At 37.7% G+C, this 22,668-nt stretch carries 17 protein-coding genes, 1 pseudogene and 1 riboswitch; of the genes and pseudogenes, 7 read left to right on the top strand and 11 right to left on the bottom strand.

Annotated features, from left to right (window positions below):
• Window positions 1-536: 536 nt before the first annotated feature.
• The 3 genes from psrA (at window position 537) to ESZ36_RS05690 (ending at window position 3,650) form a co-directional block, all read left to right on the top strand.
• A complete protein-coding gene (gene psrA, locus ESZ36_RS05700) occupies window positions 537-1,184 on the top strand; it encodes a TetR family transcriptional repressor PsrA (protein WP_146784855.1) in 648 nt (215 codons plus the stop codon).
• Between the two features lie 352 nt (window positions 1,185-1,536).
• Entirely contained in the window at window positions 1,537-2,904 is a 1,368-nt protein-coding gene (locus ESZ36_RS05695) for a DEAD/DEAH box helicase (protein WP_146784852.1), read from the top strand.
• Between the two features lie 41 nt (window positions 2,905-2,945).
• Window positions 2,946-3,650: a hypothetical protein gene (locus ESZ36_RS05690; protein WP_146784849.1), complete on the top strand. Its 705-nt coding sequence runs from the start codon at window positions 2,946-2,948 to the stop codon at window positions 3,648-3,650.
• 35 nt (window positions 3,651-3,685) lie between these two features.
• Here ESZ36_RS05690 and ESZ36_RS05685 read toward each other — a convergent pair whose 3' ends face one another.
• A complete protein-coding gene (locus ESZ36_RS05685) occupies window positions 3,686-4,603 on the bottom strand; it encodes a GGDEF domain-containing protein (protein ID WP_146784846.1) in 918 nt (305 codons plus the stop codon).
• Between the two features lie 362 nt (window positions 4,604-4,965).
• Here ESZ36_RS05685 and ESZ36_RS05680 point away from each other — a divergent pair, with 362 nt between their 5' ends.
• On the top strand, window positions 4,966-6,933 hold the full coding sequence (locus ESZ36_RS05680) for a monovalent cation:proton antiporter family protein (RefSeq protein WP_146784843.1): 1,968 nt from the start codon (window positions 4,966-4,968) through the stop codon (window positions 6,931-6,933).
• 176 nt (window positions 6,934-7,109) lie between these two features.
• On the opposite strand, the gene ESZ36_RS05675 is transcribed toward ESZ36_RS05680, so the two are convergent.
• The 10 genes from ESZ36_RS05675 to ESZ36_RS05630 form a co-directional block, all read right to left on the bottom strand.
• Entirely contained in the window at window positions 7,110-8,261 is a 1,152-nt protein-coding gene (locus tag ESZ36_RS05675; protein WP_146784840.1) for a patatin-like phospholipase family protein, read from the bottom strand.
• Between the two features lie 245 nt (window positions 8,262-8,506).
• On the bottom strand, window positions 8,507-8,866 hold the full coding sequence (locus tag ESZ36_RS05670) for a DUF3718 domain-containing protein (protein WP_246129003.1): 360 nt from the start codon (window positions 8,864-8,866) through the stop codon (window positions 8,507-8,509).
• Window positions 8,867-8,924: 58 nt separating this feature from the next.
• Window positions 8,925-9,027: riboswitch (cyclic di-GMP riboswitch) on the bottom strand.
• Window positions 9,028-9,244: 217 nt separating this feature from the next.
• Window positions 9,245-9,901 carry a 3-oxoacid CoA-transferase subunit B gene (locus ESZ36_RS05665; RefSeq protein WP_146784834.1) on the bottom strand — a complete coding sequence of 219 codons (657 nt, stop codon included), beginning with the start codon at window positions 9,899-9,901 and terminating at the stop codon, window positions 9,245-9,247.
• Window positions 9,901-10,620 carry a CoA transferase subunit A gene (locus ESZ36_RS05660; protein WP_146784831.1) on the bottom strand — a complete coding sequence of 240 codons (720 nt, stop codon included), beginning with the start codon at window positions 10,618-10,620 and terminating at the stop codon, window positions 9,901-9,903. Before ESZ36_RS05660 ends, ESZ36_RS05665 begins: the two co-directional genes overlap by 1 nt.
• Window positions 10,621-10,736: 116 nt before the next feature.
• Window positions 10,737-11,663: a hydroxymethylglutaryl-CoA lyase gene (locus tag ESZ36_RS05655; protein WP_146784828.1), complete on the bottom strand. Its 927-nt coding sequence runs from the start codon at window positions 11,661-11,663 to the stop codon at window positions 10,737-10,739.
• Window positions 11,664-11,671: 8 nt separating this feature from the next.
• Complete coding sequence (locus ESZ36_RS05650; RefSeq protein WP_146784824.1) at window positions 11,672-13,711, bottom strand: acetyl/propionyl/methylcrotonyl-CoA carboxylase subunit alpha; 2,040 nt, start codon at window positions 13,709-13,711, stop codon at window positions 11,672-11,674.
• Window positions 13,712-13,782: 71 nt separating this feature from the next.
• Window positions 13,783-14,571, bottom strand: coding sequence for an enoyl-CoA hydratase/isomerase family protein (locus ESZ36_RS05645; RefSeq protein ID WP_146784821.1), 789 nt, complete (start codon window positions 14,569-14,571; stop codon window positions 13,783-13,785).
• Between the two features lie 31 nt (window positions 14,572-14,602).
• Window positions 14,603-16,210: a carboxyl transferase domain-containing protein gene (locus tag ESZ36_RS05640; RefSeq protein WP_146784818.1), complete on the bottom strand. Its 1,608-nt coding sequence runs from the start codon at window positions 16,208-16,210 to the stop codon at window positions 14,603-14,605.
• Window positions 16,211-16,428: 218 nt separating this feature from the next.
• Window positions 16,429-17,598, bottom strand: coding sequence for an isovaleryl-CoA dehydrogenase (locus tag ESZ36_RS05635; RefSeq protein ID WP_011042439.1), 1,170 nt, complete (start codon window positions 17,596-17,598; stop codon window positions 16,429-16,431).
• Between the two features lie 105 nt (window positions 17,599-17,703).
• Window positions 17,704-18,102 carry a MerR family transcriptional regulator gene (locus tag ESZ36_RS05630; protein WP_146784815.1) on the bottom strand — a complete coding sequence of 133 codons (399 nt, stop codon included), beginning with the start codon at window positions 18,100-18,102 and terminating at the stop codon, window positions 17,704-17,706.
• Between the two features lie 286 nt (window positions 18,103-18,388).
• On the opposite strand from ESZ36_RS05630, the gene ESZ36_RS05625 reads away from it, so the two are divergent.
• The 3 genes and pseudogenes from ESZ36_RS05625 (at window position 18,389) to ESZ36_RS05615 (ending at window position 22,116) form a co-directional block, all read left to right on the top strand.
• Window positions 18,389-19,573: an acetyl-CoA C-acyltransferase gene (locus tag ESZ36_RS05625; RefSeq protein WP_146784812.1), complete on the top strand. Its 1,185-nt coding sequence runs from the start codon at window positions 18,389-18,391 to the stop codon at window positions 19,571-19,573.
• 475 nt (window positions 19,574-20,048) lie between these two features.
• Window positions 20,049-21,221, top strand: a complete 1,173-nt coding sequence (locus ESZ36_RS05620; RefSeq protein WP_146784809.1) for an enoyl-CoA hydratase/isomerase family protein — start codon at window positions 20,049-20,051, stop codon at window positions 21,219-21,221.
• Between the two features lie 124 nt (window positions 21,222-21,345).
• A pseudogene (locus ESZ36_RS05615) lies at window positions 21,346-22,116 on the top strand (SDR family oxidoreductase).
• Window positions 22,117-22,668 lie beyond the last annotated feature (552 nt).

Raw genomic sequence — 22,668 nt, 5'->3', positions numbered from 1 at the left:
AATGCTCGCCCTGTGTTTTACTGTATAGATACCGTAACGATTTGTAATAGTGGTGATGTACAGTGCATTTTGAAAAAAATCTGGTATACAGCTTAAATTTTTGGCAAAAAAAAGCTCATTCAAAATGAATGAGCAAACTACAACATGAAACTGGGTTGAGATATAAAAACAATAATAAACAAAAACAATGATATATAAGGGAGTTAATAAGAACAGAGAGTTTTAAAATCACTGCTTGCTAGAAACTGAGTTAATAATAATTGCTCAGCCTGTATTTTACTGTATAGATAGCGTAATGAATTGTAATAGAGATGATGTACAATACATTTTGAAATAATCTGGTTAAGCGGTTTTTAAAAGCTTGACCTATTTACAAAGAATACGCTATTTTAAACAGGTGTTTAAACTAGTTGTTTAGTTTATAGCCATTACCATTTAAATGCACTCATCTGTCTGAAGTCTGCATCTTGATTGGTAAAGGGGATATATGCTAAATCATTAAATAATTAAAACAGCAAGCAGTTAGAAGTTGACGTATGAGTACCAAAAATAAAATATTAGATGCCGCCGATGTACTTTTTGCCAATAAAGGCTTTAATGGTACGTCCTTAAGAGAAATTACTAGTCAGGCTAATGTCAATTTAGCGGCAGTAAACTATCATTTTGGCTCTAAAAAAGAGTTAATTAAAGCAGTTATGTCTCGCTATATGGATGAACTATCTCCTCGATTGGAGTCTGCACTTTCACTCATTTGCCAAGCTGAACTCAAACCAACCTTACATGAAGTTTTTTCTGCTTTTATAGGGCCACTGTTACACCTTAATGAGTTTAAAGAAAATGGTACCAGTACCTTTCTGCAGTTATTAGGACGCGGTTATACCGATAGTCAGGGTTTTTTACGATGGTTTTTAACAACTCAATATCCTGATGTTTTTACTAATTTTACCAAAGCAGTTAACATTGCTTACCCTGAGTTAAGTGCAGAAGAAATATTTTGGCGTTTGCATTTTACTATGGGCACTATAGTTTTTACTATGTCATCAAGTGAAGCTTTGATTGATATTGCTCAAAATGATTTTGACAATAAGTTAGATATAGCTGGCGTTATCGAGCGAGTTATTCCTTATGTTGCTGCAGGGGTTGGGGCGCCAATTACTAAAAATGAACCACTTTCTCTAGTTTGATGCTGTTATCATAAACATCAAAATACGACAGTAAACTTCTCATCAATTCCCTGTGAATGATGTAATCAGAATAGAGCATTACTTACCTTGTTCACTCGTACGTAGTGCGAGAACTTAGGCTAAGTAGTCGCTCTATTATGATAAAGCTAATGCAGCAAACCATCTCTTAAGTAGATTTAGGTGTGTTGACCAAAAATACTAACTTATCAACCTAAAAAATTACTCTTATGAGTAAATATGCAAACTAATTTTTTTCAAGACTAGTTCTGCTTTTAACGACAATTTGTATTATAATCCGCGCCAATTATGCTATTTCAGTATTTTACAAGTTTATTTAGGGTTCAGGTGACATATGAGTGTTGATTCAATTGGCTTATCAGCGGATTTATTAAAAGCGGTTAAGGCGTGTGGTTATAAGAATTTAACCCCTATTCAACAAGAAGCAATTCCAGTTATTCGCCAAGGCGTTGACCTTTTAGCAAGCGCACAAACAGGCACAGGTAAAACAGCTGCTTTTAGCTTACCAATTTTAGATGCAATTGCTAAAGCAAATCATGCGGCCAAGAGTTCGGCTATTTCTACAGATGAAAATTCTGCAGATGAAAAAAGCGCTTCAGGACAAGCAATTCGAGCGTTGATATTGACGCCTACCCGTGAGCTTGCCAATCAAGTTGCTGATAACATCAAACAGTTTAGCCAGTACCTGCCAATAAAAAGTGGCGTGGTTTATGGTGGCGGTAAAATGGCATCACAAACAAAGATGCTAAAACAAGGTCTTGATGTACTTGTGGCGACACCGGGTCGTTTGTTAGAACACTTAGCTTTGCGCAATGTTGACTTATCACAAGTGAAATTTCTTGTACTTGATGAAGCCGATCGCATGTTAGATATGGGTTTTTTAACCGATATTGAAAAATTACTGCTAGCTGTTAAGCATAAGCATCAAACGTTGATGTTTTCTGCAACTTTCTCAGACCGCGTAAAATCGTTAGCAAATCAGTTATTGAAATCACCAAAAACAATCAGTGTTTCTAAAGAAAATACAACTTCGGGTAAAATAAAACAAGCCGTTTATTGGGTTACCGAAGAACGTAAACGAGAATTACTTTCAGAACTTATTGGCGTTAATAATTGGCAGCAAGTACTTGTGTTTGCCGGTACAAAAGAAAGTGCAAATACGTTAGCAAAAGAATTAAAGCTTGATGGAATAAAAGCGGCGTTATGTCACGGTGATAAAACGCAAGGCGCAAGAAATAAAGCATTAGAACAGTTTAGTGAAGGTAAAGTGCGTGTATTAGTCGCTACAGATGTGGCAGCTCGAGGACTAGACATACCAGATCTTGCTTATGTTGTTAACTTTCACTTACCATTTTTACCTGAAGATTATGTCCACCGTGTTGGTCGTACGGGGAGAGCGGGTAAGTCAGGTACAGCAATTTCTTTAGTAAGCCCTAAAGATGAACGCTTTTTAGAAAACATAGAGCAATTAATTGAACGTAAGTTTGAACGTATTGTTGCTCCTGGTTATGAGTTTAATCGCCTAGAAGCTAATGAGTACCAAGAAGCAGTAGTAAAGCGCGATAGTAAAAATAGGTATCGTGCAACCCAAGAAAAGAACCAAAATTTAGCGAAAAAAGATGTAAAAATTAAAACCATTAGTAAAAATAAAACGGCTCGAACAAGCACTAAATACAATAGTAAGATTCAGAAGAAGCGTTAAGTTTTGCTAGAAAAGCTCACTAATAGTAAGATAAAAAACCAGTGATAAGACCTATAGTTATTACAGAAACGCCTTTTAATAAAAGGCATTGTTGCTGGTTTTGTGGTGAGCCTAGTCATGTTGTTTTTATTTTCCCTTCTTATAGTTCTGCCTTTTCTGATGAGAGTGATAAGTACTTATCACTCTCTAATTCCCATCCATTAATCTCTCTTCCTAGTTGCAGAGAGTGTCAACAATTTGCGAATAGAGCCAAAGAAAATACAATTTTGGCAGTTAAAGGTTATGTAAAGCAAAAGCTATTAAAACGCTATGCTAAAGACCTTGCTATTGGTGTCAATTGGACAGAGGAAGAGTTAGCAACAAGTGAATTTGAGCAAGGAAATTTTGCTGGCTTTGCTCGAAGTGCCTGGTTTATGTATGAAGTGGCGAAGGCGAGAGTAAACTATTTAGGTTGGCCACTGATAGCTAATGGTATTGAACTTGAAGAGATTGATCTAGAGGATTTACAAGTTGAGTCCTTTAACTTTGACGGTGTTTTGTACCCTTCTTTATCTGATGCTATTACTCATTATGCAAAAATATTTTTATTAGATGAACACTATGTTACCGCTGTTTTACAACACTTGGGCAACGGTGGTATTGATGAGAAATCATTTGCCCAAGCGGTTCGTTTTTGTCGGTTATTGGTTAATGCCAGTACAAACGAGCGTAAAGTCGCTTTTAAGGCGCTAGTCGCTAAAAATTAGAGATTACTTCTCGATTACTTGGTCATTGTAGAAGCTTAGACAACGCTTAAGTGCGTAGATACTTGCATCTTACGACGGTAAAGTATTTCGTCTGCACGCTCAAAGAAGCTGAGTTCATTATCAGCTCTATTCATAAAAGTTGAACCTATACTGCAACCTAGTTGGTATTTATTCAATTGTACATTACTAACCAACGCTAGATTTATTCTGTTTTCAATGATGGCTAAAGCGGTATCGTTAGCATTTTCGACGATTATGGCAAACTCATCGCCACCAAATCTAAATAAGCTGTCTGAATCACGAGTACATAAGCGTAGTACATTGGCAAACTCTTGTAAGACAGTATCTCCAGCAATGTGGCCATGAGTGTCGTTAATAGCCTTAAATTTATTTAAGTCCCCTAGTACTAAACCAACCAAACTATGATGTCGGTTGGCGTTATGCATAGATCGTTTTAATTGTTCGTCAAAGTATCGGCGGTTACCTAATCCAGTTAAACCGTCCTGCATAGCAAGTTGCATTGCTGTATGATAAGCAATGGCATTTTTAATCGGGTGCAATAGGCATTGGTGAAGTTGTTCTAACACTTTAAAATTAGTTAAGCTGATAGGACTATTAATACCATAGCTGAGTGTACCAATAAAAATATCATCAACCCTTAACTCAAAACATTGTTCTTTTTTCGCCTTTCTACTGCCAAAAAGTACAGTATTCAAATGCTGACTTTTAAAGTACAGCCCCGAGAAGTCAACATATCTTGTAGCTTCTATCGCAAAAATACTTAATAGTTCATCAATATCAAGTGTAGTTTGTAGTTGCGTCATCAGTGATAGGATCTGACGTTTATCAAAAACAGTATTAGTAAAAGTTTCAGCAACAAGTGCATCAGTGCTTAATGTACTGTAGGTATTAAATGGTGAAAACCTATTATCAAGTACGTTTAGTGTTTGCATACGACAACCTCATTAACTTTATCTTATAGCGTCAAGTGATAAATTATGGTCACTCTAAGAGTATATTTTGACGCTATTTTTTAACTATTGAGATAAAAGCAATAAACGTACCACTTCATTAAAAATCGTTCTTTTTCAGATTAATGCTGTTTATTTTCAATGAAATATATCTACTGATTGAATTGTGATTTATTTTTGTTGTTAATATTCTTTAAGGCTAGGTAAACTATCAATAGATTATCAGTTTTTCTCTTGAGTCATAATGTTGGCGGCAATAGTTTGTCGCTTGGCAAATAAGCCTAAATCTTAGCAATGTTATTGACCACATCTATAAATTATCAAAGTAAACAAAAGGAAGTTGTGTGAGCGGTTATTTTGAAATACTTGCAATATTAACCTGTGCTGTTTTTGTAGTATGGCTATTTCGTCGGTTAAATTTACCGGCGATTTTAGCTTACTTAGTGGCAGGTATGATCGTTGGCCAACATGGTTTAAATCTAGTGCATGACCAAGTCGATTATGATCACTTTGCCGAGTTGGGTATTGTATTTTTGCTCTTTACTTTAGGGCTTGAATTTTCATTACCACGATTAATGTCTATGCGCCATCTAGTGGTCTCTGTAGGTAGCTTACAAGTAGGGATTTCACTACTTGTTTTTATAATTGCCGGGTTGTTTTTTGGCTTAAGTTTTTCCGAGGCTTTTGTTGTTGGCAGTATACTAGCACTCTCTTCTACCGCTATTGTTATCAGGCAACTAAGTGAAACTGGTGCCATGAAACGAAAATCGGGGCAGCTATCGGTCGCTATTTTACTGTTTCAAGATGTTGCTGTTGTTCCGTTATTAATCATTATTCCTATGTTGGCTATGGATAGTCAAACCTCTATGGTCTGGGCGTTAATGCTAGCCATGGTCAAAGGTGTTGTGGTTGTCGCATTGTTATTACTCATTGGCAAGTGGTTACTACCCAAAGTATTTAACATTATTGCGCAAGTACGTACTGATGAACTCTTTGTGTTAACCACATTATTAGTGACTTTATTAGCTGCAGCTTTCACCCAATGGTTTGGTTTATCAATGGCGTTAGGTGCTTTTCTTGCTGGTATGATGTTAAGTGAGAGTGAATATAAACATCAACTTGAAGCTGATATCAGGCCTTATCGAGATATTTTACTCGGCTTATTTTTCATCACTGTCGGTATGAAACTCGACGTGAGTTTATTAATCTCATCACCCTTTAGTTTATTAGGCTTGATGCTCTGCTTTATGTTAGTAAAAGTTATGGTTATCAAAATCCTTGCGGTTAAGGCTGGCGAATCAAGTAAGGATGCTTGGGCATCGGGGTTAATGTTGGCGCAAATGGGCGAGTTTGGTTTCGTGTTAATAGCGTTAGCAAATCAAAGTCAAATATTGCCGCTAGATGTTGCTTCAATGTTACTTGGCGCAGGCGTTATCAGTATGGCGATTACTCCTTTTATGATCAACAACGCCAGATCTTGGGCACTATTTTTGAGTCAGGAAAAATCACCAGAATCGCTTGATTTATCACAATTACCTGAAAATAAAGTATTAGAAAATCATGTTGTCATTTGCGGCTTTGGCCGAGTAGGGCAAACAGTCAGTCGATTTTTAAAACAAGACGAAATTGATTTCGTTGCCATTGATGTTGATCCACTTCGTACTCAAAAAGCGAGAGAAGCAGGTGAGAAAGTACTCTTTGGTTCATCTAGGCAAACTGAAGTCCTTAATGCTGCTCATTTATCTGAAGCTAAGTTAGTTGTCATTGCTTTTGGTGATGATAAACAATCACTAGAAGTGATTCAAAAAGTTAGAAGTATGAATGAAAATGTCCCTATTTTGGTAAGAACCCGTAATGATGACCAACTTGATGCTTTGCAAGCGGCGGGCGCCAATGAGGTTGTACCGGAAAGCTTAGAGGGGAGTTTAATGTTAGTTTCGCAAGTGCTATCACTTACAGGCGTGCCATTTTCTCGCATTATGCGCCGTGTACAAAAAGAGCGTAAAAATCATTACAACCATTTGCATGGTTTCTTTCAGGGAGAGCATACTGATATGAGTCCTGAGGCTATTGATAGAATTGAATTTGCTCACGCTATTTTAATAAACGATGATTCTTTTAGTTGTGGTAAAAGCATCGAGTCATTAAATCTTGGAAAAATGCGTGTGAATGTCATAGCTTTACGCCGTGGTGAAATTGAATGTGAATCACCAGAGGAAAATACTGTATTACAAGCACAAGATACACTGATTATTCGCGGAAAGCCTAGAGGAGTAGAAAAGGCAGATCATTATGTACAAGAGGGTAAGTAATTTTTAATAGAATAACTATTATCTTCTTTAGCAAAGACACAATATTTTGAATAAGAGCAATATCTTTTAATAAGTGAGAGTTGCTCTTAAAATGATTAGCTCTAAGAAGATAGGCGCTAAGATGATGCCCTTAGGCTAATCGTTAAACTTCCACTTTAATGTCTATCTTAGTATGGTCATATATCAAGGAAGTTTCTAATGGCTTGTTCTTGCTCCATTGCATCAGCAAAACCTAACCTAATTAATTCTCCACAAAAATTTTTCTCAAATAATAAATAACTGATAATACTCGACTCAGAATCATTGCTTATTCCTGCGCTACGTAACAGCAAGCGAATTGATAAAGGTAAGTCATAGTAATATTGCGCAGCTATCTCATTAAAATCATGACTAGGATTTATAACAAAACTATCTATATGTTGTAATCCCTCGTTTTCTTTTCTATTTTGAGCTGATATCAATTTAAGGGTTTCGTTTATACGTGCCATACGTTCAAGATCGCTGTGCATGGTATCTGAAAAAATGGAATCGAGTAGATGACCCGCGATAGTTGCCGAACTTGGAGGGTGGGGCGTACTTTCTCTTGCATGTAGGGGCTCCTTTGGCTGATCAACACCAATCACAAAGATTTTTTTTGCGCCTAAATGTATCGCTGGACTCAATGGAGAGAGTTGATGCACTGAACCATCACCAAAGTGTTGGTTCTTAATTTTAACCGAAGGAAAAACCATTGGAATTGCAGCAGAAGCCATCAAATGTTCTGTGTTTAACTGGCATAATTCACCACGCCTTTTAACGCGGGACCAAGGTAGTGCTAAACCGTCCGATTGATAAAAGCTAATCGAATCACCATTGCTATAACTTGATGCTGTAATTGATACAGCTGATAAGTAGCCGCGCGCAATATTATTATCAATGCGATTAAAGTCGAGAATTTGGTTGAGTAATGCTCTAAGAGGGGCGTTATTAAGTAAACTACGAGGATTTTTGTTCGCATAATCAGCTTGAAAACTAGCGAGCATACCTTGGCTTATATGACTAAATACGTTGATCGGATCACTATGGTAGATACTTGATATATTGAAGTTTTTCCAAGCCCATTCCAGTTTTTTTACCCCTAATTGAAAGCATGATGCATAACAAGCTAATGAGGTAGTATTGATAGCTCCAGCAGAAGTGCCTGAAAGGATTGAAAAGGGAATACCATGGTTTCTAGGAATGAACTTTGAAATGGCAGACAAAACACCAACTTGATAAGCTGCACGGGCACCACCACCAGTTAACACCAGCGCGTTTTTATTATTAAGATAGTTTCTTTTTAGTGTCATAGATAATGATTTTTTTATTTTTAAGCAGTGTAAGCTGTATCTATTTATTAATCGGCTTCAATGACTTAAGTGTATGTGCTTTTGATTTACTTCGCTAGCTAGTTAACTCATTAATTACTTTATTCAGGACAAAAAAAAACCAGCAAAGCTGGATTTTTTAAAATGACATAGAATTATTAAATAGTATAGCTTTTACTCATCCGTTTTTATTGCTAAAAGGTATTAACATCTACTTTAAATAATTTTTAACTGCTAACGCGAGCGTTGGCAGCGTCTATCAATGGTTGCGATCCAGTTTGAAGAATCTCTAGGTTAGCCGAAACTACTTTCTTTGGTAATTTTGAAATCATCAAAGAACCAGTTTTTACTGAACCAGAGGTTGAAGCAAACTCTAATAAGTTCTTACCATTACACTGAATATTGTCGAAGATACGACGAATTTTAAGTTTATTAGTCTTTAAAAATGAACGCATGCGTTTTTTGTCATCGGCTGCTACGTACTCACATATACTTGTCGCAATGTCAGCAGCTTGTGCCTTTGGTGTAGTTAGAACAGACGTTAATGTTAAAGCTGTGATGGTTGAAGCTATTAATAATTTTTTCATTTTATAAACCTTAATTATGGAGTTAATAAAAGAAAAAACCACGGGATGTACCTGTTAACGAGGTGACTCCGCTGTCATAGATAAAGTAGAAATAATTAAACTTTACCCTTAGACCGGTGGTTTTGCGTAACACGTTTTCGCGTGCTTTGCCTTTTCTTTGTCAAAAATAAGTATCACGTAATTGTTACCAAAGTGCAAGCTAAATGGGCAAGAGGGGACAGCTAGTTAAAATGGGAATGGAAATAATACGAGACTAAACATGTAAAGAAAAAAGGTAATAGTTTGATTCCTATTACCTTTATTTTAATTTTAAAAGTAAGCTATCTCTTTGCTTTAGCTAGGAAATAAGGTATTACTTAGTTACAAAGTACTATAGAATTAAAAATTCATTTCTGGTATATCACCAGTAACAACAAGTTCGCCTTCAGTTAACTTAATTATTTCTTCAACTGAAACACCTGGTGCACGTTCAAGTAAATGAAATTTACCTTCTTTAATTTCAATAAAAGCTAAATCAGTTAATACTTTCTTAATGCAACCTTTACCAGTTAATGGCAAAGAACAGTTATTAAGTAGTTTTGATACGCCATGTTTAGAAGCGTGTGTCATGGTGACAATAATATTATCTGCGCCAGCGACTAAATCCATAGCGCCGCCCATGCCTTTGATCAATTTACCAGGGATCATATAGGAAGCAATATTACCGTTAACATCGACTTCAAATGCGCCCAGAACAGTTAAATCTACATGGCCGCCTCGTATCATGGCAAAAGACTCAGCAGAGTCAAAGACAGATGCGCCAGTTGCCATGGTGACTGTTTGCTTACCAGCATTAATCAGATCGGCGTCAATTTCTTCTTCAGTTGGAAATTGTCCCATACCCAGTAAACCATTTTCTGATTGCAACATCACTTCAATGTCTTGTGGAACATAGTTTGCAACGAGGGTAGGGATACCTATACCTAAATTAACGTAATAACCATCTTTTAGTTCTTGGGCAACACGTTGAGCTATTTGTTCTCTTGATAAGGCCATTATTTTGCTCCTTGTGCTGAAGATGGACGAACAGTACGTTGTTCAATACGTTTTTCGAAAGTGCCTTGAATCAAGCGATCAACATAAATACCAGGTGTATGAATTTGGTCTGGATCTAACTCACCCACTTCAACTATTTCTTCTACTTCAACGACCGTAATTTTGCCAGCAGTTGCTGCCATAGGGTTAAAGTTTCTAGCCGTTTTTCTAAAAACTAAATTACCGTATCTATCCGCTTTCCATGCTTTGACAATCGCGAAATCGCCGGTAATAGCTTCTTCTAAAATATACTGACGGCCATTAAATGTTCGTTCATCTTTGCCTTCAGCTACTGGCGTACCAACACCTGTTGCAGTGTAAAAAGCTGGAATACCAGCACCACCAGCGCGCATCTTTTCTGCAAGCGTACCTTGTGGTGTTAATTCTACTTCTAGTTCGCCCGCCATCATTTGGCGCTCAAACTCAGCATTCTCACCCACATAAGAGGCAACAATTTTTTTTATTTGTCGATCAGATAATAAAACACCTAAACCAAAATCATCAACACCACAATTATTAGAAACTAAGGTCAAGCCTTTAGTCCCTTTGCGTTTGATTTCACTGATTAAGTTTTCAGGGATACCACATAAACCAAAACCACCTGCGATAACGGTCATGTTATCTGTTAGCCCAGCCATGGCTTCCTCATAGCTTGACACTACTTTGTCGAATCCTGCCATTTTATTCTCCTCATTTGGTTTGATATTTTATAAAATTTAACAGAGAGAAAGAATAAAAAGTAATTCATCATTATATTAATTTACTTTATCTTCATTATCTCTGTGCGAAGAAATTACTATTCTTCTGAAACTTTTTCTTGTGCTAAATAGGCATTTGATACTTTAGATATAGGTGCTTTACCTAACTTATCGCTAATAAACCAACCAGCTTGCAGTAACTTTTTGAAATCGATGTCTGTCGCTATACCTAAACCATTAAGCATATAAACTACATCTTCAGTCGCTACATTACCTGAAGCTCCTTTAGCATAAGGACAACCGCCTAAACCAGCAATAGCACTATCGACTACCTTGACACCCAGTTGTAATGCAGCGTAAATATTAGTTAACGCTTGCCCATAGGTATCATGAAAGTGAACAGCTAGTTTATCTGTTGGTACACGGGCACTAACGGCTTGTATCATCTTTGTTACGCTTGCTGGGTTGCCAACACCGACAGTGTCACCTAACGAAATTTCATAACAGCCCATGGCAAAGAGTTTTTCTGCGACTAAAGCGACTTGCTCTGGAGCTATATCACCTTCATAAGGACAACCCAATACACAAGAAACATAACCACGGACTTTGATATTGGCTTTTTTAGCCGCTTCCATAATAGGTGCAAAGCGCTCAAGGCTCTCCTCAATAGAGCAGTTTATGTTTTTTTGGCTAAAGCTTTCTGAAGCAGCACCAAAGATAGCGACTTCATCAGCATTGACTGCCATTGCTGCTTCAAAACCACGCATATTAGGTGTTAATGCTGCATAGGTTACCTTCTGATTGCGATTGAGTTTTTCAAACACTTCAGTAGAGGTTGCCATTTGTGGCACCCATTTAGGTGAAACAAAGCTGCCACTTTCAATATAACTAACACCAGCATCGCTGAGTTTTTCTATCAGCTGAATCTTATCGTTAGCACTAATGGGCGTCGCTTCATTTTGCAGACCGTCTCTAGGACCAACTTCAACAACTTTAACCTGTTGTGGTAATTTGTTTGATAACATGATTACTCCTAATTTTCACTGCTATTTTCTTGTTCAGTGAACGCTAATAACTCAGCACCACCATCTACCATGTCACCAACTTGGAAATATATCTCATCAATAGTACCGTTGCTTGGTGCTTTGATAGTGTGTTCCATTTTCATTGCTTCCATGATTAATAATGGTTGGTCTTTACTAACCTGTTCGCCAGATTTAACCAACACACTAACCATGGTGCCATTCATTGGTGCTGCTAAACCACCATGATTGTCATCTTCGTTATGCTGACCACAGTCTGGCAGAATATGAGTAAAGTTAAATACGCCATTAGTCCTATATAGACTTATGTTATTTTCAAAGTGATTAAAGGTAGTTTGGCTACGATGACCGTTAATAGTCGCTACAATAGTGTCATCATTATGAGGTGTAGTTAATATTTCGCCTTGGCAATCAAACTTTTCACCATTTACAATAATTGAATAATAGGCATCATTCCCTTGGCGTTTTTGTTCAATCGTTACCGTGTGCTCGGTATCATTGTGCGCGAGTACTAGGGTATGTAAATTTGCTTCATTTAGGCGCCATGCATTAGCATTATACCAGGGCGAATGAGGGTCGTTACTTTGTTGCGCTTGCTGTTTTGCCTTGCTTTCTTTAGATAGAACAAGGAATAAAGCGGCAATAGGTAACTCATTAACTAGTGGTTTTTCATCGTTATGAAAAATCAGGTCATGATTTTTTTCAATAAAACCTGTATCAATATCAGCGGCTTTAAAAGGAGCTGATGTGGCTAAATTATAAAGAAAATCAATATTAGTCGTTACACCATTAATACGGTACTCACTCAATGCTTTTGCTAAACGCTGGAGTGCCTTTTCACGGTTTTCATCCCAGACAATCAATTTAGCAATCATGGGATCATAATACACACTAACGTCATCGCCTTGACGAACACCGGTATCTATACGAACATGTTCGCTCTCAATAGGTGTTTTTAATAGAGTCAACTTTCCTGTTGCGGGTAAAAAGTCGTTATTAGCATCTTCTGCATAAATACGCGCTTCAAAAGCATGACCGTTAAGTACAAGTTGTGCTTGTGTTTTAGGCAGTAATTCACCAGCGGCTACGCGTAACTGCCATTCTACTAAATCTTGTCCACTGATCATTTCAGTAACAGGGTGTTCAACTTGTAAGCGGGTGTTCATTTCCATAAAATAGAAAGAGCCGTCGATATCAAGTAAAAACTCAACAGTACCAGCACCTTGATAGCCTATTGCTTGGGCAGATTTAATGGCTGATTCGCCCATTTGAGCACGTAATTCTTCACTCATACTAAAAGCAGGGGCTTCTTCAATTACTTTTTGATGGCGGCGTTGTACTGAGCAATCACGTTCAAATAAATAAACAGCATTTTCGTGATTATCACAAAATACTTGGATCTCAACATGGCGAGGCTGCGTTAGATACTTTTCAACTAACATAGTGTCATCACCAAATGATGACATCGCTTCACGTTTTGCAGCGGCTAAACCCTCATCGAATTCTGCTTCGCTCCAAACTTGGCGCATGCCTTTACCACCGCCACCAGCTGTGGCTTTTAATAATACAGGATAGCCCATATCATCAGCCGCTTTTTTGATGATATCACGTGACTGATCATCACCATGATAACCAGGCACTAATGGCACATCGGCCTTTTCCATAATGTTTTTAGCGGCAGATTTTGAACCCATGGCTTCAATGGCGCCAACAGGAGGGCCGATAAAAGTGATGTTCTCAGCTGCACAGTTACGACAAAAACCAGCATTTTCAGACAAAAAGCCATAACCAGGATGAATTGCTTGTGCACCTGTCTGTTTGGCGGCAGCGATGACTTTATCACCTAACAAATAACTTTCGCGTGATGGCGAAGGGCCAATGTAAACGGCTTCATCGGCCATATGAACATGCAACGAATCTTTGTCGGCATCTGAATAAACGGCAACGGTTAATACACCCATTTTCTTGGCTGTTTTAATAATGCGGCAGGCAATTTCACCACGGTTGGCAATTAAAATTTTACTGAACATTTATCTATCCTTTTATTCTTTTAGTATCACTTAGTATCACTGAGTAAGGGGTAAATCGACGCCTATTTTATTTACCAGTTAGGCGTTCGTTTTTCAAAAAAAGCGGTTAAGCCTTCTTGTCCTTCAGTTGATACGCGAATTGCTGCTATACGCTCACTAGTGTCTTTGAGTAAGTTGTCATTAATTGTTTGAAAGGCGACATCTTGGCTGAGTTTTTTTGCCTGTCGTCTAGCTTGGCTACCATTAGCTAATAATTTAGCTACCATCGAATTAACTTCATCAGTTAACTCTTCAGGCGCTACCACTTCATCCACTAAGCCAAGTTGCTGTGCTTTATCAGCAAAGAACCGCTCGGCAGTTTGAAAGTAACGGCGACTCGCTTTTAAACCAATGGCATCTACTACATAAGGGCTGATAGTTGCAGGTATTAAGCCCAATTTAACTTCACTCAAACAAAAGCTTGCTTTAGTACTCGCGATAACAATGTCGCAACAGCTAGCTAAACCAACAGCACCACCAAAAGCGGCGCCTTGAATTTTGGCAATAGTCGTTTGTGGCAAAAAATTTAATGCTTTTAACATTTGTGCTAAGGCGTTGGCATCTTTCAAGTTATCTTCATACGAGTAACTTGCCATACGTTTCATCCAACCTAAGTCAGCACCTGCACTAAAACTCTTGCCGTTTGAGGCTAAAATCATAATGCTAATGTCATCGCGCTTACTGATGTTATTAAAAATATCAGTTAACTGTTTAATGATGCCATCGTCAAAAGCATTATGTTTATCAGGATTGTTCAAAGTAACGGTGGCAATACCTTGCTCATTAACTTCTAACAAAACCATGTCGTTATTGGTATTCATAATAAGTACTTTTCACCTTTTATTTATACGGTTACATACGGAAGATACCAAACTTGGTCTCTTCAATTGTTTTGTTTAATGAGGCTGAAATAGCTAAACCTAAAACTTGTCTAGTATCAGCAGGATCGATAATGCCATCATCCAATAATCGCGCAGAGGCGTAATAAGGATGACCTTGGTGTTCATAGTTATCAATGATAGGTTGCTTAAAGCTTTGCTCGTCGGCTTCGCTCCAACTTTCACCCAGTTTCTCTTTTTTATCACGTGTTACTTGCGCCATAACGCCAGCAGCTTGTTCGCCACCCATCACTGATATACGTGAATTTGGCCACATAAATAAGAACCGAGGATCGTAAGCGCGGCCACACATGCCATAATTTCCTGCACCGAAGCTGCCACCAATTAAAATGGTAAACTTAGGCACTTGTGCCGTAGCTACAGCAGTAACCATTTTGGCACCATGTTTAGCTATACCACCTGATTCGTACTGTTTACCAACCATGAAACCGGTGATGTTTTGTAAAAATACTAGGGGGATTTTTCGTTGTGCACATAGTTGAATAAAGTGTGCACCTTTTTCTGCTGACTCACCAAATAGCACACCATTATTGGCAACAATACCGACAGGGTAGCAATAAATATTGGCAAAGCCACAAACTAAGGTGTTGCCATAAAGCGCTTTAAATTCGTCGAACTCGCTGCCATCAACGATACGAGCAATAACTTCACGTATATCATAGGGCTGACGGGTATCTTTAGGGATAATGCCGTAAATATCGTCACTTGGATATTCAGGTTCAACAACTTGTTTGAAATCTATCGTTACCGGTTTTACTCGATTTAAGTTTTTAACAGCAGAACGTGCTATTTCAAGAGCATGGTGATCATTTTGTGCATAATGATCGGTAACACCTGAAGTACGACAGTGGACATCCGCACCACCAAGATCTTCAGCACTCACTACTTCACCTGTAGCTGCTTTAACGAGTGGAGGCCCCGCTAAGAATATAGTCCCTTGCTCTTTAACAATAATAGACTCATCTGCCATTGCAGGTACATAAGCACCTCCTGCAGTACAAGAGCCCATGACAACAGCAATTTGAGGAATGTTTTTGGCTGACATATTCGCTTGATTAAAGAAAATTCGACCAAAGTGCTCTTTATCTGGAAACACATCATCTTGATTTGGTAAGTTTGCGCCACCAGAATCAACTAAATAAATACAAGGCAGGTTGTTTTCTTTTGCAATAGATTGTGCGCGAAGATGTTTCTTTACTGTAAGTGGGTAATAAGTACCCCCTTTAACCGTGGCATCATTGGCAACAATAACACACTCTTGTCCAGCCACTCGGCCTATACCTGTGATAATACCGGCACTAGGCACGTTATCATCATAAACCTGGTAGGCGGCAAGTTGCGATAACTCTAAAAATGCTGAGCCATCGTCTAGTAAAGCATTGACTCTATCTCTTGGTAATAACTTACCACGTCCGACATGTCGCTCTCGAGAACGTTCGCCACCGCCAAGTTTGATTTCGCCGAGTTTTTCTCGTAAATCATTAACTTGGGTTTGCATATGAGCAGCATTGTCAAGAAAGTCTTGGCTGCGAGTGTTTATCTTACTTATTATTTTTGCCACGGGAGAAAGCCTTTTATTTGATAGTAATAATTTATTTTATTGCGGTTTAACTCAACTACTTCGTTTAAAACAGCACATTGACTAACGTCAACTGTACTTTTTTGTCTTGTATTTGAACTAAACCGCTGCAAACTAAACAATTACTGGTTAACTAATTGCCTGTTTAAATACCCACTACAATAGTTATTTGAGTAATGGTTCAGTTTAAAACTGAATTACTAGTTAGATTCGTTGAATAATTCACGGCCAATCAGCATGCGACGAATCTCTGAAGTACCAGCACCAATTTCATACAATTTGGCGTCACGAAGTAAACGACCGGCTGGGAATTCATTGATATAACCATTACCACCAAGTAATTGAATGGTATCAAGTGCCATTTTAGTTGCTAATTCAGCGGCATAAAGAATAACGGCGGCTGAATCTTTTCGAGTAGTTTCACCACGGTCACACGCTTGGGCAACCATGTAGGCATAAGATTTAGCTGCATTCATTTGAGTGTACATATCAGCTACTTTGCCTTGTACTAATTGAAATTCACCAATGGATTGGCCAAACTGTTTTCTGTCATGAATATAAGGTACGACTAAATCCATGCAAGCATCCATAATACCTAAAGAACCACCAGATAAAACGACACGTTCATAATCTAATCCTGACATTAATACACGGACGCCTTTTCCTTCAGCACCTAAAATGTTTTCCGCTGGTACTTCACAATCCTGAAAAACTAACTCACAGGTATTTGAACCACGCATACCTAACTTGTCTAATTTCTGATGGCGAGAAAACCCAGGGTAATCACGCTCAACAATAAATGCAGTAATACCTTTTGAACCGGCACTAGTATCTGTTTTAGCATAAATGACAAAAACATCAGCATCGGGACCATTGGTTATCCACATTTTATTACCATTAAGAATGTACTTATCACCTTTTTTATCAGCGCGAAGTTTCATGCTTACAACATCTGAACCTGCATTTGGCTCACTCATCGCGAGTGCACCAACATGTTCACCAGTACAAAGCTTTGGCAAATATTTTAGCTTTTGCTCATGAGAGCCATTTTTACGTAACTGGTTTAAACATAGGTTTGACATTGCACCATAGCTCAAACCTACAGATGCCGAAGCTCTGCTGATCTCTTGCATAGCAACGATATGTTCTAAATAACCTAAACCTGAACCGCCATATTCTTCTTCAACGGTCATACCTAATAGACCCATATCACCGAATTTTTTCCATAAATCAGCAGGGAATTCATTATCAATATCGATTTGTTCAGCGCGTGGAGCAATTTCATCACGGGCAAAAGCGTTAACAGTCTCGCGGATCATATCCACGGTTTCGCCTAAGTTATAGTTAAGTGAGCTGTATTTTGAAATCATGCTTTATCCTTTTTATGAAACTCAGTCCCGCTTGGCAGTGATGAGTTAGTAACGATTGAATGGGTTTAATTATATTTATATTATCGATAAATCTTGACGTTGCTATTAAATGTTCTCGAGTGTTTTGAGGGTAGTTTTACAATTATCCTCTAAGTCATCTAGTTCAATTAATATCGCGTTAATATCTTCAAGTTGTTGTTTTAAATCTTCTTTCTTGTTGTTTATTAAAGTCATTATGGTATTTAACTGTGTGGCACTGGTTTTATCAACATCATAAAGTTCAAACAAACGACCCGTTTCAGCTAATGAAAACCCTAGTCGTTTGCCACGTAGAATTAACTTCAGTCGAACCTTATCCCTTTGATGGTAAACTCTTGTTTGTCCTTTACGTGCCGGAAAGATTAGCCCTTGATCTTCATAAAAACGGATGCTGCGCGTAGTGATATCAAATTCTTTTGATAAGTCACTAATAGAGTATTTGGCTTGGCTAATTTTTTGGGTCATTTATTTACTCGTGTATCTAATCTTGATAACTATTTATTGATTTATCTTATATGAAGTTTACGTTAACGTAAAGGGTAAGTTTTGAAGAGGCTAAACAATTATATTTATTCGCTTAAAAGAAAATACAATTTTCCTTACTATCATCAAATCTAATTAAATCTAATCTACGTTAGCCAAACCTAAGACTAAAGTTCCGTTGACGTAAACTTAAATGTTAGGTTAGGCTAAGGTATCAATTTTTTCGAATTTATTTTAACTTATCATCATTTAGAAACTGGAGAGTTCAATGTCATTATCAGATCCTATTGTTATTGTTTCCGCTGTAAGAACACCTATGGGTGGTTTTGGCGGTTGTTTGTCACCGGTAACTACACCTGAGTTAGGTGCTACCGCAATTAAAGCCGCTGTATCCCAAGCTAATTTAGCCAACGATCAAGTTGATGAACTCATTATGGGCTGTGTTTTACCAGCAGGTTTAAAACAAGCACCAGCAAGACAAGCAGCAATTGCTGCTGAATTATCTTTATCAACTGTGTGTACCACAATCAATAAAGTATGTGGCTCAGGTATGAAAGCAGCTATGCAGGCGCATGACTCACTACTTGCAGGGTCTATCGATGTTGCCGTTGCTGGTGGTATGGAAAGTATGAGTAATGCACCTTATATTTTGCCGAAAGTAAGAACCGGTTTACGCATGGGCCATGGCCAAGTCATAGATCATATGATGTTAGACGGCTTAGAAAATGCCTATGACGGAATTTCTATGGGTTGTTTTGCTCAAGATACTGCCGATGAAGCTAGCTTTACTCGTGAAGCGATGGATGAATTTGCTATCCGTTCGTTGAGTCGTGCAAATCAAGCGATTGATTCAGGTGCTTTTAAAAATGAAATTACAGCTGTTACAGTAGTTAATAGACGTAAAGAAACGATTATTGATACCGATGAACAGCCAGGTAATGCTCGTCCAGATAAGATCCCATCATTACGAGCCGCATTCAAAAAAGACGGAACTATCACCGCAGCTAACTCAAGCTCAATTTCAGACGGCGCAGCAGCGCTGGTGATGATGAAATTATCAGAAGCTGAAAAACGTGGTTTGACACCACTTTGTAAAGTTGTAGCTCATGCGACACATGCACAAGCACCGGCAGAATTTACCGTAGCACCAGTAGGCGCTATGAATAAATTACTAGATAAAGCGGGTTGGACTGCAAGAGATGTTGATTTATTTGAGATTAATGAAGCGTTTGCTATGGTCACTATGCTTGCAGTTAAAGAAATGGATCTAGATATCAATAAAGTCAATGTTAATGGTGGTGCGTGTGCCCTAGGTCACCCATTAGGCGCAAGTGGAGCGCGTATTATGGTAACGCTTATTCATGCATTGAAGAATAAAGGTTTATCAAAAGGTGTTGCTTCCCTTTGTATTGGTGGCGGTGAAGCGACAGCAATCGCATTAGAAATGTTGTAATTACACATTTGATTGCACAATAGCTCACATTATACCGGCTCCATTTGTAGATGCTCGTTTCAGGAATTCTGAATCATGAATCTTCAAGTGGAATGGGTGTATATATATCAAAAGTACTCATTGATTATCATCAATGAGTACTTTTTTCTTTTAATAGCGTCATAAAGCTTGAACTAAACGCATGATCTTATGTGGTGAGAGCATTAATGTAGAAAAAGCACTACTATGGCTTTGGCTGAAAAATAACAAAAAAAACAGTCCAATAGCTGCAACTAGCTGCTCGTAAAAATTAATTAAAAAATCGTGTTATATCTATTGAACAAGTTTTACCACAAGAGCATTAGGCTTTTGTTGAGTTGTATAACTCACTAGACCAAAAAGAAGACGTACCAGCTTTTCTAAATAAGCGTAAGCCTGTTTTTCTAAATAAGTAGTTAGATATTTAAAATTAAACAGGATTAATAAAGGAAAAATTATGACAGATGTAGTTATTTTTCAAGAAGTTGATTGTAATAGTGGTAAAAAAATTGGGCTAATCACCCTCAATTCACCTAAATCACTGAATGCATTAAGTGGCGATATGGTAGCACTGCTTTATCCACAGTTGATTATATGGCAGCAGCAACAAGATATTGCCGCAGTATTCCTGCAAGGCGAAGGTGAGAAAGCATTTTGTGCCGGCGGAGATATCGTACATCTATATAGTGCTATGAAAAATAGTACTATGAAAAGTAAAACTAGTACTGAAAACTCAGCTGAAGAATTAAATGCAGATAATCAATTTGCACCAGAAATTGAAAATTATTTTACTCAAGAATATCAACTAGATTTTTTAATTCACACTTTTAACAAACCTTTTATTGTTTGGGGTGGCGGTATTGTTATGGGTGGTGGATTAGGCATGCTTGTTGCTGGAAGTCATCGAGTGGTAACTGAAAGCTCACGTATAGCCATGCCAGAAATCAGTATTGGTTTATTTCCCGATGTAGGCGCAAGTTATTTTCTAAATAAAATGCCTTCTGGTTGTGGCTTGTTCTTAGCGTTAACAGGAGCATCTATCAATGCAGCAGATGCCAAATATTGTCAACTCGCAGATTATTTCGTTGAGCAACAACATAAAGATAATCTTCTTACCCAACTTAAAATGATTAACTGGGGAGAGACAATCCCATTAAATCATGACAAAGCCTCACAATTGTTACAAGAGTTTGAACAAAGCTCGGCAAGTAAACTGCCAATGTCACCTTTAAAAGAACATCAACCATTAATAAGTACGTTTGTAGAAAAACAAGAGTTAACAGAAGTAATAACAGCAATCTTAAGTGTTGAAACTGAAGATAAATGGCTTAGCCGCGCGCAAAAGTCATTGAAAAATGGAAGCGCCTTAAGTGCACAGTTAGCTTATTCACAATTAGCCAAAGCGAAGGGCATGTCATTGGCTGATTGTTTTCGTATGGAATTAAACTTAGCGGTTAAATGTGGTCATTTTGGTGAGTTCCTAGAAGGAGTCAGAGCATTATTAATCGATAAAGATAATAGCCCTAAATGGCATTATTCATCGGTTGAGTTAATTGAAACTAAAGTACTTAATTGGTTTTTCGAATCTACTTGGTCAGAAGCAGAACATCCACTGGCTAAATTAACTTAATTACCTTGAATTTTAGCGCAGGATGCATAGCATATAGTTTATATGCTATGCATCCTGCAAACGTAAAGATAGAAATATTCCTCCAGTATCTTTAATGTATTTAATAAACAGAAAGTAGAGAACAATGAAATTACAAGATAAAACAATCGTCATCACTGGTGTTGGTCAAGGTCTAGGTCTAACTATGGCTATCAGCTTTGCACAATCGGGGGCGAATATCGCACTGATCGATTTAAATGAAAAGTAACTACAAGAAAGCGTGGAGCAAATAAAATTAGCTGGCGTTGAAGGAATAAAAATAGCTTATTACCTTGCGAATGTAAGCAAAGAAGCTGAGGTTGAAGAAACGTTCCAAAAAATTAATAAAGACTTTAACGGTATTGATGGCTTAGTTAATAATGCAGGAATATTACGAGATGGTATGTTTGTTAAAGCCAAAGATGGTGTTGTAAGTAAGAAGATGTCTTTAGAAAGCTTTCAATCTGTCATTGATGTCAATTTAACAGGTGTCTTTTTATGCGGTAGAGAAGCAGCTGTTCATATGATTGAAGGTGGAAAACAAGGCGTAATCATTAATATGTCTTCAATTGCACGTGGTGGCAATATAGGTCAAACCAATTATGCTGCAGCAAAAGCGGGTGTTGTAGCAATGACAACAACATGGGCAAGAGAACTTGGTCGTCATGGTATTCGTGTTGGTGCTATTGCACCTGGAGTTATACGGACTGCAATGACAGATGCAATGAAACCAGAGATGAAAGACAGATTAGAGAAGATGAAACCTGTTGGGCGTTTAGGTGAAGCAGATGAAATTGCCCATACGGCAAAATACATCTTCGAAAATGAATTCTTCACTGGCCGTGTCATAGAAATCGATGGTGGCCTTTGTATGTAGTGTTTATTTTAGCCAGACAATATGTTTTTACGCGCTTTTTTTAAACAACTTAACTCATTAGGGAATACTTTTGTTTGATAATTAATCGATCAAACAAAAAATTGATAATAGCGTGAAAAAACACTTGATCAAAACTAAAAACTCTCTACAATGCGCTCCAGTTCCAAGGGGTTCAGGCAAAAACCTTAACCAAGTGGATGTTTTGATAAGTTACTTACTACCTTATTAAGGTTGATTAGCTAACTTAACGTGAAGTTTTTAATTAGAAAATAAGTTTTTCAAATTAAATAAAATTAAACGTTGACATCAAAACTCGGAAGCGTATTATACGCATCCAGTTCGAGGCAATAGCAACGAACAACGCTACTTAGGTAGCTCAGGTGTAGAGCGAATGCGACTCTCACCTACGTTTCAATCGAAACGTTTTCTTTAACAATTAGTTATCATGCAATTTGTGTGAGCACTCACATTAATGTTGTTTTACATAGTTTTCCTTTCGGGGAGAACAAAAAAACGCTTAATGAATGATGTTCATGCAAATAAATATAGTTA

Origin of the sequence: Colwellia demingiae (genome assembly GCF_007954275.1) — a bacterium.
GTDB classification, from domain to species: domain Bacteria; phylum Pseudomonadota; class Gammaproteobacteria; order Enterobacterales; family Alteromonadaceae; genus Colwellia; species Colwellia demingiae.
The sequence above is the reverse complement of the archived record's forward strand: the minus strand, read 5'-3'. Positions and strand labels throughout refer to the sequence as shown.